The 13,483-nt window shown below is 65.5% G+C and carries 14 protein-coding genes; 10 read left to right on the forward strand and 4 right to left on the reverse strand.

Features of this window, described 5'->3' with window-relative positions; all coding sequences use genetic code 11:
* Nucleotides 1-30 precede the first annotated feature (30 nt).
* From AB0L82_RS33060 to AB0L82_RS33105, 10 genes are all read left to right on the forward strand, one after another.
* The gene (locus AB0L82_RS33060; RefSeq protein WP_364645341.1) at nucleotides 31-465 is read left to right on the forward strand and encodes an SRPBCC family protein; all 435 of its coding nucleotides are present in this window, start codon (nucleotides 31-33) and stop codon (nucleotides 463-465) included.
* A gap of 15 nt (nucleotides 466-480) precedes the next feature.
* A complete protein-coding gene (locus AB0L82_RS33065) occupies nucleotides 481-1,344 on the forward strand; it encodes a MaoC/PaaZ C-terminal domain-containing protein (RefSeq protein WP_364645344.1) in 864 nt (287 codons plus the stop codon).
* Nucleotides 1,345-1,445: 101 nt separating this feature from the next.
* Entirely contained in the window at nucleotides 1,446-2,318 is an 873-nt protein-coding gene (locus tag AB0L82_RS33070) for an SDR family oxidoreductase (RefSeq protein ID WP_364645347.1), read from the forward strand.
* 28 nt (nucleotides 2,319-2,346) lie between these two features.
* Nucleotides 2,347-3,603 (forward strand): acyl-CoA dehydrogenase family protein, encoded by a 1,257-nt coding sequence (locus AB0L82_RS33075; protein WP_364645350.1) that lies wholly within the window; start codon nucleotides 2,347-2,349, stop codon nucleotides 3,601-3,603.
* A gap of 95 nt (nucleotides 3,604-3,698) precedes the next feature.
* Nucleotides 3,699-4,562: an alpha/beta hydrolase gene (locus AB0L82_RS33080; protein ID WP_364645353.1), complete on the forward strand. Its 864-nt coding sequence runs from the start codon at nucleotides 3,699-3,701 to the stop codon at nucleotides 4,560-4,562.
* Between the two features lie 13 nt (nucleotides 4,563-4,575).
* Nucleotides 4,576-6,354: a long-chain fatty acid--CoA ligase gene (locus AB0L82_RS33085; RefSeq protein ID WP_364645356.1), complete on the forward strand. Its 1,779-nt coding sequence runs from the start codon at nucleotides 4,576-4,578 to the stop codon at nucleotides 6,352-6,354.
* Between the two features lie 26 nt (nucleotides 6,355-6,380).
* Nucleotides 6,381-7,070: a TetR/AcrR family transcriptional regulator gene (locus tag AB0L82_RS33090; protein ID WP_364645359.1), complete on the forward strand. Its 690-nt coding sequence runs from the start codon at nucleotides 6,381-6,383 to the stop codon at nucleotides 7,068-7,070.
* A gap of 420 nt (nucleotides 7,071-7,490) precedes the next feature.
* On the forward strand, nucleotides 7,491-9,263 hold the full coding sequence (locus AB0L82_RS33095; RefSeq protein WP_364645362.1) for an amidohydrolase family protein: 1,773 nt from the start codon (nucleotides 7,491-7,493) through the stop codon (nucleotides 9,261-9,263).
* Nucleotides 9,260-9,892, forward strand: coding sequence for a TetR/AcrR family transcriptional regulator (locus AB0L82_RS33100; RefSeq protein WP_364645365.1), 633 nt, complete (start codon nucleotides 9,260-9,262; stop codon nucleotides 9,890-9,892). Before AB0L82_RS33095 ends, AB0L82_RS33100 begins: the two co-directional genes overlap by 4 nt.
* A gap of 10 nt (nucleotides 9,893-9,902) precedes the next feature.
* Entirely contained in the window at nucleotides 9,903-10,844 is a 942-nt protein-coding gene (locus tag AB0L82_RS33105) for an alpha/beta hydrolase (protein ID WP_364645368.1), read from the forward strand.
* A 378-nt stretch (nucleotides 10,845-11,222) separates the two neighbouring features.
* Here AB0L82_RS33105 and AB0L82_RS33110 read toward each other — a convergent pair whose 3' ends face one another.
* The 4 genes from AB0L82_RS33110 to AB0L82_RS33125 all read right to left on the reverse strand — a co-directional run bounded on the left by AB0L82_RS33110 (nucleotide 11,223) and on the right by AB0L82_RS33125 (nucleotide 13,342).
* Nucleotides 11,223-11,516, reverse strand: a complete 294-nt coding sequence (locus tag AB0L82_RS33110; RefSeq protein ID WP_364645371.1) for a BON domain-containing protein — start codon at nucleotides 11,514-11,516, stop codon at nucleotides 11,223-11,225.
* Nucleotides 11,517-11,653: 137 nt separating this feature from the next.
* On the reverse strand, nucleotides 11,654-11,890 hold the full coding sequence (locus tag AB0L82_RS33115) for a hypothetical protein (RefSeq protein ID WP_364645374.1): 237 nt from the start codon (nucleotides 11,888-11,890) through the stop codon (nucleotides 11,654-11,656).
* A 458-nt stretch (nucleotides 11,891-12,348) separates the two neighbouring features.
* Nucleotides 12,349-12,999 carry an HAD family hydrolase gene (locus AB0L82_RS33120; RefSeq protein ID WP_364645377.1) on the reverse strand — a complete coding sequence of 217 codons (651 nt, stop codon included), beginning with the start codon at nucleotides 12,997-12,999 and terminating at the stop codon, nucleotides 12,349-12,351.
* Nucleotides 13,000-13,057: 58 nt separating this feature from the next.
* Nucleotides 13,058-13,342, reverse strand: a complete 285-nt coding sequence (locus AB0L82_RS33125) for a hypothetical protein (protein ID WP_364645380.1) — start codon at nucleotides 13,340-13,342, stop codon at nucleotides 13,058-13,060.
* Nucleotides 13,343-13,483 lie beyond the last annotated feature (141 nt).

Consider the following 13,483-nt stretch of genomic DNA (forward strand, 5'->3'; position numbering starts at 1 on the left):
CCTTCATTCGTCGCAGCAAGGAGAACAATCATGGGACACGTCGAATCCACCAAGGACCTGAACGCCACCCCCGAGGCCGTGTGGGCCGTCATCTCGGACCCGCAGACCTGGGACAAGTGGTTCACCGTGCACGCGGGCTGGCTCGCCGAGCCTCCGGCCACCCTGAGCCAGGGCAGCAAGCTGGTCGAGAAGATCGTCATGCTCGGCATGGCGAACAAGCTCGAGTGGGACATCGTCGCCTACGAGGAGCAGGCCAAGCTCACCATGGCGGGCACCGGCATGGCGGGCGTCAAGGTCGAGTTCTCGTTCCTGGTGGAGCCGGCCCCCGCCGGTTCCAAGTTCTCGGTCATCGGTGACTTCGAAGGCGCGCTCATCAAGGGTGCGCTCGGCAAGGCGGTCGCCAAGGACTTCGGCCTTCAGCTGGACAAGTCCGTCTCCCAGCTCGACGCCCTCGCCACCGTCTGATCGGCGGATTCGACTATGTCCGAAGAGAATCTGGCCTTCGACGACGCCGGACTGAATGTCTGGTCCGATGAGGAGAAGTTCGAGGTCGAACGCGAACGGCTCATCGCCTACGCCGAGGCCACCAACGATCCGATCGCGGCGCACCGCGGCGGTGACCTCGCGGCACCGGTCTTCGCCATCGTGCCGGTCTTCGACTCCATGCTGGGTCCGGCCCTGGACGTGGTGCCCATGGCGCTCATCGGCCGAGGTGTGCACGGGGAGCAGGACTTCCGTTTCCACCGGCCGATCAAGCCCGGCGATGTGCTCATCTCGCGGGCCAAGATGACCGGCTACGAGGGTCTGCCCAATGGCACCCGTGCAGCGGTGTACATCGAATGCCGTACCGAGACAGGTGAACTCGTCAACGAACAGTTCGTGACCATGTTCTTCCGCGGTCACGATGTGGGCAAGGCCGAGGGCGAACTGACACCGGGCCACAAGTTCGAGACGAACCTGCGCGACCAGCCGCCATTGGCGACGCTGGTGCAGCACGTGGACGCGGATCAGACCTTCCGCTACGCCCCGGCCTCGGGTGACCCCATGCCGATCCACCTGGACGAAGAGGTCGCCAAGGACGCCGGTCTGCCCGGCATCATCGCGCACGGGCTCTGCACCATGGCCTTCACCTCCTGGGCCGTGCTGACCCAGGTCGGCGGCTCGGATGTGAACCGGCTCAGGCGATTCGCGGTGCGCTTCGCCAAGATGGTGCTGCCGGGCGACGATCTGGAGACCCGCATCTGGCGCACCGGCTCGGAGAACGGCGTGACCACCTACGCCTTCGAGACCGCGCGCGGTTCGGAATTCGTCATCACCGACGGTCTGGCGGAGATCGCCGACTAGCGAGCTCGCCGCGGCGCACGTGAACTCGCACCGTGCGTCGTGGCGGCACCACTTCCTATGTGCCTCGCGCACTGAGACTTTCGCAATCAAGGAGTAGCACGATGGGTGCACTGGACGGGCGTATCGCCGTCATTACGGGCGCGGGCCGCGGCATCGGCCGCGAGCACGCGCTGCTGTTCGCCGCGGAAGGTGCGGCGGTCGTCGTCAACGATCTCGGCGGCAGCAACACCGGCGAGGGCGCCGATATCGGCCCCGCGCAGGAGGTGGTGAACGAGATCCTCGCCGCCGGTGGCCGCGCGGCCGCCAACACCGACAATGTCGCCACCTGGGATGGTGCGAAAGAGCTGGTGGATCAGGCGATCACGGAGTTCGGCGGCCTCGATGTCGTGGTGAACAATGCCGGTATCCTGCGCGACGGCTTCATTGCCGGAATGCCGGAGTCGCAATGGGATTCGGTCATCAATGTGCATCTCAAGGGCCACTTCTCGGTGTTGCGGCATGCCGCGGAATACTGGAAGGCGCAGAGCAAGGCGGGCAATCAGCCGGTGGCGGCGGTGATCAATACCGCCTCCGGGTCGGGGCTGACGGTGCCGAATGCCGGGCAGGCCAACTACGGTGCGGCCAAGGCCGCCATCGCCGCCCTGACCCTGGTCGCCGCCGACGAGTTGGAACGCTACGGCGTGCGGGTGAACGCCATCGCCCCCATAGCGCGCACACGGCTCACCGAGGCGACTCCCGGCATGGGCGCGATCATGACCGCGGAGCTGGAACCTGGTGAGTACGACTACTTCTCGCCGGCCAATATCGCGCCCATCGTCGCCTATCTCGCCACCGAGAAGTGCCCGCTGACCGGTCAGGTCTTCGCGGTGCAGGGTGGGGCCATCTCCACCCTGGCCGGCTGGCACGACGTCAAGACCATCGAAACCGACGGTCCCTGGCTGATCGACGATATCGCCGCCCGCCTCCCCAACTGAATCACCCTCCCGTACAAAGGAGTACGCCATGATCGAATGGTCCGAGACCGACCTGATGATCCGTGACGCCATCAAGTCGTTCGTCGACAAGGAGATCCGCCCGCACGTCGACGAACTCGAGCACGGCGATCTCCCGCCGTACGAGATCATTCGGAAGATGTTCGCGGCCTTCGGTGTCGACGCCATGGCGCGGGACACATTCACCAAGACGATCGAGCGGGAGAAGGCCACGGCGGCGGCCCTCGCGGCGGGCGCGGACCTGCCCGAGCGCAAGAAACGGCAGGGCGGTGGCGGAGGCCAGCAGCTGTCCATGGCGCTGGTCGCCTTCGGCGAGATCTGCAAGGTCGCCATGGGTGTCTCGACGGCCGCCGGGGTCAGTGTCAGCATGGCCGCGACCACCATCATGAGCCGCGGCACCACCGCGCAGAAGGAACGCTGGGCCCTGGATCTGCTGACCTTCGAGAAAGTCGGCTCCTGGGCGATCACCGAACCCGATGCCGGTTCGGATGCCTTCGGCGGCATGAAGACCACCGTGAAGCGCGACGGTGACGACTACCTCCTCAATGGCCAGAAGACCTTCATCACCAATGGCCCCTTCGCCGACATCATGGTCGTCTACGCCAAGCTCGACGACGGCAGCAATACCGATCGACGCACCCGCCCGGTGCTGACCTTCGTCCTGGACAAGGGCATGCCGGGACTGACCCAGTCCAAGCCCTTCCGCAAGATGGGCATGCACTCCTCGCCGACGGGCGAATTGTTCTTCGACAATGTGCGGCTCGGCAAGGATCGCCTGCTCGGCGAGACCGAGGAGAACAAGGGCGGCGACGGCCGGGTCAGCGCCCGCGCCAATTTCACCTTCGAACGCCTCGGGGTCGGCGCGATGTCGCTGGGCATCATCGAGGAGTGCCAGCGACTGTGCATCGATTACGCCAAGTCCCGTGAGCTGTGGGGTAAGAAGATCAGCGAATTCCAGCTCATCCAGCTGAAGCTGGCGCGCATGGAAATCGCGCGAATCAATGTGCAGAACATGGTCTTTCGTGCCCTGGAGATGGCGGCGGCCGGTAAGCCGCTGAGCCTGGCGGAGGCGTCCTCGATCAAGCTCTACAGCTCCGAGGCCGCCACCGAGGTCGCCATGGACGCCGTACAGCTCTTCGGCGGCAACGGCTATATGAGCGAATACCGGGTCGAACAGCTGGCCCGCGACGCCAAGTCGCTCATGATCTACGCCGGGAGCAATGAGGTGCAGGTGACCCATATTGCCAAGGGACTGCTCGCACAGTAGCGAGCCGAGGGCGCGGAGCCGCTCCACGCGCCGCGGGCGGCTCCGCACCCGACATGCGAAACAGCTTGCCGGACAACAGGATGAGGAGTGTGGCAATGACGCCACCCGATCCCACCCCAGCACTCGAGCGCACCCGCACCTATGACGGTGCACGGACGACAGAACTGTACTGCGAGGGAACAGGCCCGGCGATCGTGCTGCTGCACGGCGTATTCGACCGGGCGCAGACCTGGCGGCTGGTGCTCGACCGGTTCGCGGCGGCCGGTCGGCGCGCGATCGCCGTGAACCTGCCGCCGATTCACCACCGGCGGGTGGGCGAGCCCATTCTGCCGCGCCTGGATTCTTTCGTTGCCGCCGTGATCGAGGCGCACGCGGGTACGGAAGGCGTTGTCCTGGTAGGCAATTCGATGGGCGCGGGCCTCACCCTGCGTGCCGCGCTGAATCCCGCGCTGCCGGTCCAGGTGGCAGTCCCGGTCGACATTCCGGGGTTCGGCTATCGCTCGCTGATCTCGGCATCGGTCGGACCGTACGGCCCGCCGGAGTCGGTGCTCGCCGGAATGCGGCTGCCGCGGAGCGCCTTTCGTACCCGCGTGGCCCTGCGGGCAGCCGAACGAACCGTCTACTTCCGCGGTCGTGGTGTCGACACGATGGATGCCCGGCACTTCCTGGACTTCCTCCGCGGCGCCGAGCGACTCGGCGATGTCCTGGCGGCCGGTCGCGCCCTGCTCGCCGAATTCGACGCGGGCTTCCCGCCGGGCGATCCCTCCCCGCTGCTCTTCGTACACGGCCGCGACGACCGCCTGATCCCGTTCACCGCCGCATACCGAGCCTGCGCCCACTACCGGGGCTCGCAGGTCCGCATTCTCGAAAGCTCCGGCCACTGCCCGCAATTGGACCAGCCGCGAGCACTGACCGAGCTGATACTCGACTTCGAAAGCCGGGTGTCCCACGCCGCATGAAGGATCTGATCTGATGGGGAATAAGACCGCACCGCGCACCCTGGTCGAAGCGTTTCAGGCGACCGCCGCACGCCATCCCGACGCGGTGGCGCTGCGGACGCCGGGCGACACTGTGACCGTGACGTGGCGGCAGTACCGAGATCGGGTGCGGTCCATCGCGACCGGGCTCGCGAGTCTGGGAATCGGGCCGGGGGACACGGTGGCCATGATGCTGACCAATCGGCCGGAGTTCCACCTGTGCGACACCGCGACGCTGCATACGGGGGCGACGCCGTTCTCGATGTACAACACCAATCCGCCGGAGATGCTGGCCTATCTCTACGGCAACGCCGGGAATCGGGTGGTGATCTGCGAGCGGCAGTTCGTGCCGGTGGTATTGGCAGCCAAGGAAATCGGCGGGAAGGTCGAGCATGTCGTCTGCGTCGACGGTAGCCCGAAGGGGACCATCGGGCTCGACGAGTTGGAAGCGCGCGCGGCGGACGGGTTAGATTTCGAGGAACGCTGGCGGTCGGTGCGACCGGATGATCTGCTCACCATCGTCTACACCTCCGGCACCACCGGGCCGCCCAAAGGCGTTGAGCTGACGCATGCCAACTTCATCGAGAATGCCCGAATCCTCGATGAACTCGGCGGTATCGACCAGCATGACCGGGTCATCTCCTACCTCCCCGACGCCCACGCAGCCAATCGCTGGTTCGCGCACTACGCGAATCTGCTGAGCGGAATACAGGTCACCACCCTGGCGGACATGAAGCAGGTGGTGGCGACCCTGGGGGAGGTGCGGCCCACGGCCTTCGTCGCCGCGCCGCGCGTCTGGGTGAAGGTGAAGGCAGCGCTCGAATCCGCCATCGCGGAAGAACCGAACACCGCCAAACGAGCCTTGGCCAGCTGGGCTTTCGGCGTCGGACGGGCCCGGGCACGGCTGCTCTCCCAGGGCCGGGCTCCCGGATTGTCACTGGCGGTGCGGCATGCGCTCGCCGATCGGCTGGTGCTCTCGAAGATCAGGACCAAGCTGGGTCTCGACCGGGTGCGCATCGCCGTCAGTGGTGCCGCGCCGATCTCGCCCGAGGCGCACGAATTCATTCTGGGCCTCGGTATCTCGGTATGCGAGGCGTACGGGCAGTCCGAATGCACCGCCGGACTGACCATCACCAGGCCCGACCGGATCAAGCTCGGCACCGTGGGCAAGCCGGTGCCGGGCGCGGAGATCCGACTGGCAGCCGACGGCGAAGTTCTGGCGCGTGGCCCGATGGTCATGCGTGGCTACCGCGATGATACCGAAAAGACCGCCGAGACAATCGATTCCGATGGCTGGCTGCATACCGGCGACATCGGCCTGCTGGACGACGAAGGGTTCCTCTCGATCGTGGATCGCAAGAAGGAGATCATCGTCAACCAGTCCGGGAAGAACATGTCCCCCACCAATATCGAGAACACCGTGGCGACCAATTGCGCCCTGGCCGGCTCGGTCGCGGTGATCGGTGACGCGCGACCCTACATCACTGCCCTGATCAGCCTGGACCCTGACGCCGCCGCGGCCTTCGCCGACAAACACGGCCTGCCCGAACGAACACCGGCCGCCCTGGCCGCGAATTCGATGGTGCGCGACCATATTCAGGCCGGAATCGACGCGGCCAACGCCAAACTCTCCCGAGTGGAGCAGATCAAGCGCTTCACCATCGTCGCCGACCCCTGGCTGCCCGGGAGCGACTACCTGACCCCCACCGGCAAGCTCAAGCGCAAGCCGATCGCGACCGCCTACGCGACCGTCATCGAATCCATGTATTCCTGACCGCGTTCCAAGCGCGAGAGACAACGATGACCGAGGCGGTGCCGACACCGCAATCTCCGCCGCGACGCGGCGCACGGAGGTCGCAGGAGCAGCGTAGTGCCCGCACCCGGGAACAGTTGGTGTGGGCAACGATCGACTGCCTCGCGAGGAACGGCTTCCATGACGCCACCGGTACTCGGATCGTTCGCGGGGCGGGCCTCTCGCGTGGAGCGCTGACTCATCACTTCCCCTCGCATAGGGACCTGGTCACCGCCGCCGTCCAGCATCTGAGTGAGGTGCGAATCGAAGTGGCCGCGAGGGAACTTCGCGATATCTGTGCCGGCGGAACCCTCGAGCAACTACTCGACCTGCTCTGGCGACTGCACCAAGGCCCGCTATTCGCCGCCACCATCGAATTATGGGTCGCTGCGCGCGCCGATCGGCAACTCTCCGGCCAGTTATGTGCACTGGAACATCAGGTGCAGGTGGTCGTGAAAGACATAGCAGTGCAGCTGACCCCGGACGGCACATCGCCGATCCCAGTGCAGGGATGGATATTCACCGCTGTGGAGTCCATCCAGGGCCTGCTTGTCGCAAACCCGCCGCACGGTCGAACACTCGAGAGCGAACAGTGGAATCGAGTGCGAACTCACCTGCTCCGCACCGCACAACACAGCCTTGCCGACCAGTCGACGGCAGCACACTCGGCGTCATTCGATCGTTGCTGCCGCAGGTGATGCCCGGCCTTGTCGGTACGTCCGGAGGCTCCGCCAGCCGAATCCGCCCAATTTGGCAACGAATTTGGCAACCGGACATCGCGAAATCCAGCGGGCCGGGTGACACGACGCGGACAGCACGGACGAACGTAACCCCGCTGACCAGCACAGAATGGATTCATCGGAACATAGAGGGACCGTGCGGGACGGGTCCTCGTTGGCTCATAACCCAGCGATCGCAGGTCAACGTGCCACCTCGGCTGTCGGACAGAGTCCTCCAGAACCCTGGACCTGTCCGGCCTGCCGTGCCTGTCGCTCGGACCTTTCTCGGGTACGACCAGGCGGGCGCACAGCCGGATGGCCATCTTGACGACCCCAAGCGACCTTCGATAACGTTCATTACTGAATAACGGACGTTATCGAAATTGAGGGGGCGACGTCATGGATGACTTCGATCTGGTGATCCGGGGCGGATACTTCTTCGACGGAACCGGTGCCCCACCCGCGATTCGCGACGTAGGAGTACGTGCGGGACGGGTGGCGGCGATAAGCGCCGAGCCTTTGGCTACACACGGGGCGGAGGTCGTCGACGCTGCGGGCCTGTGGGTTATGCCGGGCCTTATCGACGTCCACACTCACTACGACGCCGAGGTGCTGGTTGCCCCCGGGCTCTCGGAATCGGTGCGCCACGGCGTCACCACAGTGGTCTTCGGGAACTGCTCGCTGTCCACCGTGTACGCCTCGCCCGAGGACTGCGCGGATCTGTTCTCACGCGTCGAAGCGCTGCCGTGGGACGCTGTCCATTCGGCGGTCGAACAACGTCAGACCTGGACAAATCCACACAGCTACGTGGAGGCACTCGAGTCTGGCCCGCTGGGACCCAATATCGCCGCGCTCATCGGGCACTCCGATATTCGCGCGGCCGTCATGGGTCTGGATCGGGCCACCGATCCAGGCGAACGACCGACCGCTGCGGAGTTGGACCGGATGCGCGCGATGCTGACCGATGCGCTCGACGCCGGCTTCCTGGGTTTGTCGACCATCAGGAGCTCGTTCTCGAAGCTGGACGGCGTGCGCTACCCCTCACGCCAACTTCCCTCCACCTATGCGACCTGGAGTGAGTATCGGGCTTTGAACCGCGTGCTCCGCGACTACGGGCGTGTGCACCAGTGCACGCCCAACGCTGCTCGCAAGAGCGAGATCGTCAAGTTCTTCGCTCAAAGCGCTGGTCGAGGCAGGGCGCCCTTGAAGACCACGATGCTCACCGCGGCAGATCTCAAGGCGGACCCGAAGCTGATCTGGATGATGACCAAGGCGACGGCCTTGCTGAATCGGGCTATCGCCTCGGACCTGTGCTGGCAGCATCTGCCGGTGCCGTTCGAGGTATACGCCGATGGCATCGACCTGGTCGTCTTCGAGGAGTTCGGTTCCGGCGCTGCGGCTCTCAACGTGCGTGACGCGATCGAGCGCGGCAAGCTCGTGGACACCGAGCCTTACCGCCGGCGGTTCCGTAAGGACTTGGAGCGACGGTTCGGCCCGAAGCTTTGGCACCGCGACCTGTTCGACTCCGACATCGTCGACTGCCCAGACGCCGCGGTGATCGGCAAGTCGTTCGGCAGCGTCGCCCACGAGCGGGGCATTCACCCCGCTGACGCCTTCCTTGATCTGGTGGTCGCCCATGGCGCCGCCCTGCGCTGGCGAACCACGATCGCCAATCACCGTCCCGACGTGCTCGACAAGATCGCGGACAACCCGCAGATCCAGATGGGTTTCGCCGACTCCGGCGCTCACCTGCGCAACATGGCGTTCTACAACGCCGGACTTCGGCTCCTGCGGCGGGTCAAGGAGGCCGCTGACAACGGTCGCCAGTTCCTCAGCCTCGAACGCGCCGTGCACCGGCTCACCGGCGAACTCGGTGACTGGTACGGCGTGGACGCCGGCACCCTCCGTCCGGGGGACCGCGCCGACATCGCCGTCATCGACCCCGCCGGGCTCTCGCAGGCCTCGGCCGACTACGCCGAAGCGGTCCTCGACGGGCTCGGGCCCGTCTCCCGCATGGTCAACCGCAACGACGACGCGGTGGCCGCGACCATCGTGGGCGGTCACCTCGTTTACCGCTACGGCACCTTCGCCGACGGGTTCGGCACGACGCGACGCTTCGGATCCTTCCTGCGGGCAGGAAAGACACACTCCAACGCCGGATGGCCCTCATGAACACAGTCCCAGTCCCCGTCACTCGCCGCACGCCTCGGTCCGAGGTCCGCGCCCGGCTGCTGCGGGCCGCCTCCACGGTGTTTGCCGAACGCGGCTTCGCCGGAGCCACCATGCAACAGGTCGCCGCCGCCGCCGGGTTCACCACCGGTGCGCTCTACTCCAACTTCGCGAACAAGGACGACCTGTTCTTCGAGCTCTTCGATCAAGAGGTCACCGGCCGGATCACCGCCGTCCGTGCGATGCTCGCCCAGACCGACCTCGCCGTCACCAACGAGGCGACCGCACTCGCGGCCGGTCGGCACATGACCGCCGCCATGCAGCACAGCCGCGAATGGCAGCTGCTGTTCACCGAGTTCTGGCTTCGCGCAGCCCGCGACGACCAGCTACGCGAGCGATGGGTCGACAAACGCCGCGACTACCGCCGGCAACTGACCGAGTTGGCCGAGGAAGCACTCACCGGATGGGGTGCAGGCACAGCCGTCTCTTCCCGCACTCTCATGTTCACCATGTTGGCGCTGAACAACGGCCTCGCCATCGAAGAGCTCGCCGATCCGGGCAGCGTTCCAGCCGACACGATCGGGACCGTCCTGGTCCGCCTGCTGGGTCTCGAATCCACGACCACCGCGTGAGGAAAAGCTCGTGACCACGAAGAACACACCATCACGCGGGCGGCGGCTGGTCAGGTCGATGCGCGATCTGACCGGGCGCACCAGCGCCGAGCCGGCAACAGGCGGCACGGGAACCGTCATGTGCGTCGATGGCATCGACCTGCACGTCCGAGCGGACGGCCCGGTCGAGGGGCCCGCATTGCTGATGCTGCACGGCTTCGGTGCCTCCACGGCATGGTTCGACCAGCTCGTTGTCCGCCTGCCGGAATGCCGGACCATCCGGGTGGACCTGCTCGGGCACGGCGGATCGGCACGACCCACGACCGGCTACGACCCCGACAGCCAAGGTCGGCTCTATGCGCGGCTGCTCGACGAGTTGAACCTGAACGAGGTTACGGTTGTCGGCCACTCGATGGGCAGCCTGTTCGGCGTGGCCACCGCCGAGCACAGCACCCGCATCACCCGGCTCGTGCTGATCGGTGAAGGGCCAGATACGAGCACCGGAACACTGCCACCGGGAGAATGGATGATCCACACCCCGTGGATCGGTCCGATCCTGCAACACCATGGTCCTGCGTTCGTGACCAACCGCGTGGTGCGGCGAGCCTTCGCGCGGGGCTTCGACATGGCCACCGCATTCACCGACCCGCGTCAGGGCCTGGCCGATGCCCGCAGCCTGAACCACCCCGCATTCACCCAATCCATCAAGCGGCGCCAGGTCTGGACCGAGCGGCTCGGGTTGGACGCACGGCTGGACAATCTCGCACTGCCGGCGCTGGTCGTCTTCGGCCGAGAGGACCGCTTCTACAACGTCGATGCCACACTGACGCGCTACCGGGCGGTGCCCACGATTACGACCGCGGTCCTCGAGCACGTGGGGCACACGCCGATGATCGAGTCGCCCGATCGCGTCGCTGAGCTGATCCGCGAGTTCCTTTCCGCCGGTGACAAGGCTGCCGGAACCTCACCCTGACCCCGCCGACACCACTGGGAGAACCCCGACGCCTGGGTAGACGACCTGCGCCGCGCGTTCCGCCCGCTGCGCTGAACCGGTTCCCCGCCACGCATGCCGCCTCGAAAACTGGTGATGCGCCACGCCCACACCATGAATCGCGACCAGTGCCTGTGCCAGTGCGTGACTGAGCGCGAAGGCGGATTCATCGAAGGGCCCGAATTCGCTCACCGCGTGTCCTGTACACGCACAATCGCACTGCTGGCAGTCGTGCGTCGGCGCGACGCGAGCACACAGTCGATCGACGGCCCTGCCCGGTATTCGGGTAGGGGGCCAATCATTATGAGGTTCAGTATCTTTGGTCAGGTCGAGCGGTCACAACGGTTCGGGCACCTACCGCTATGGACCGGACACGTCGAGATTGTCGGAGTCGATAGCGGCTACTCCTGCCACGTTGCCGATCGCCGATATCAGATTATTCTTGGTGCTTGCGTAGGGCACCGAGCCGGACAGCGTGACGATTCCTGTTGTGCCGTCGAATGTGATCTCTACATCGGAGACATCGATCTGCTGGGAAGCAGCATGAAATCTAAGGGCGCGAGCAACGCCCGCATTCGAATCAGCCTGCGCTCCTTTCGGATTGGCGGAATCGACTCTCTTGCCATCGTCATTGGTGACGTTGAACGAGGACATGGCCTTCCCCTCCAGGCTTGCCGCGGGTCCGATAGAGGCGGCTCGGCGACGAATCTCGTGGTTGTCGGTGGGACGACGGGCCGGAGTGCAGGTTCGGCAGACAGATGCCGAGTTGTCACTCCGGCCCGCAGCAGCAGTTAGTTGGCGATCGGTTGCCCGAGGATCCACCCGTCGAGCGTGCCGCCCTGGCACAGTTCGTACCGATTCCCAGTCTCTTGGTTGTACCGCACCACGACCTGGCCACCGCTGCCTACGCAATATTCAGCGCCGGTTGCCGCGCTCGCCCGGGCGCCGACAGCCAGCACTGAGATCCCTACCGGCATGCCGATCAGCACGGCCGCCGAGAGCCCCGCCATTATCAACTTCGTCAACATTCCATTCCTCCTGCGATCTCGTGCTGAGCGCGCTCCCCCCGACACCGGTCCCGAATACACACTGCGAGCGATCCGTTCGTGTGTGCAGATCCGGACAGCGGATACGGCGTTCCCAGCACGTGTGTTTCCTGTGGCCGGCTCGATCCCCGTGGGGCGTCGAGCTGCGGGTCCCAGTGAAGTCCTCAACGCCGCGGCGGCGAAAGTGAATCATGCCCTCCGGCCTGCGAAACTGCTGCTACAGGCCATGATTCGAGTTCCCCGGTCCGGACAACGACCGCCCGGATCGACCGCCCTTATCGACCTCGATGGCGGCTCTAGGTGGTCGGTGTCGAGGCTGCGCCGACGCACTCACTCCAACCGAACTCGCGGCGTTCTGGTGCTGCGGAGGATGAGGCAGGGCGACCATCAGGTGCGACCCTCATACTGAGCTGAGCGCCCGTCACCATCGCACACGGGAATCATTCCTGTGCAGTCATCAGCGTGAGCACTGTGTCGACGGCATCACCGGTGTCCTGTGCGCTGGCGTCAGGTCCAGGCTCACCGCTGGTCCATTCGCGGCCGTGTGTGACCCAGCAGGTCGACATTCCCGCGCTGTGTCCGCCTCGGATATCCAGGATCGGATCGTCGCCGACCATCCAGCCGCCCTCAGCGGTCTCGGCGCCTGCACGCTGGGCAGCGAGACCGAAGATCTGTGGGTCCGGCTTGCGCACACCGACCGCCCCCGAGATGGCAAAGCCATCAACATGTTCGGCCAGCCCCGTGCGGCGAATCTTGCCAAGCTGGTTGTCCACGGCGCCGTTGGTCACGATGCCGACCATCCACCCCTCGCGCCGCAAACGCGCGAGACCTTCGAGAACACCGGGACGAGTGCGTGCCAACTCCGGGATCCTGCGCCGATACTGCATCCACAGTTCATCGACACTGTCGAGGAGCCCGAACCGGGCCTTGGCCTGAGCAAGCAACCGATCCTTCGGGCCAGGGAAGGTCTTCGGGGCATTGGTGAGCCAGCTGATCGAATCGTCTCCCAGCCGGTGACGCTCGGCGAATTCAGCGGCCCACCGGGAGTAGGCGCCGCTCTGATCGATCAGGGTGTTGTCGAGATCGAACAATGCAAGTCGCGAGGTTCTGCTCAGTTGGTCCACGAAGGTGGGTAACGACAGTCGCGGATCAGTTCTCGGAATTGCGATCAGCGCGATGCGATAACCGCTCGGTGAACGTTTCCGCCCACGCGGCCGACTCGGACTCGTCGTCGAACTTCGACGCGCGCTTCACCGCTTTCGACTGACTGAATTCGCCTGCCCGTTTTCCGCCGCCCGGGCGGGCTTGCACCGCGATGATCCGAATACACCACGAGGCATACGCCTCCACCGACATGCCCGCGGCCTCGGCAGCATCGATCAAGGTGTGCCAGTCCTCCTCACCGACCGTCACCACAATCTCTTTGCTCACCATGGCAACAACGCTAGACCCCGGATACCGCCTTTGCTCGATAGCCCGGCTCAGTCTCCAACTAGCCGCTTACGGGTCGACTACGCGCGGCAGGCTGTCCGAGCCGTATTGGTACCCCGATTCGGCGCTGACGACACCGGACCC

Origin of the sequence: Nocardia sp. NPDC052001 (genome assembly GCF_040680615.1) — a bacterium.
In the GTDB taxonomy this organism is placed as follows: Bacteria; Actinomycetota; Actinomycetes; order Mycobacteriales; family Mycobacteriaceae; genus Nocardia.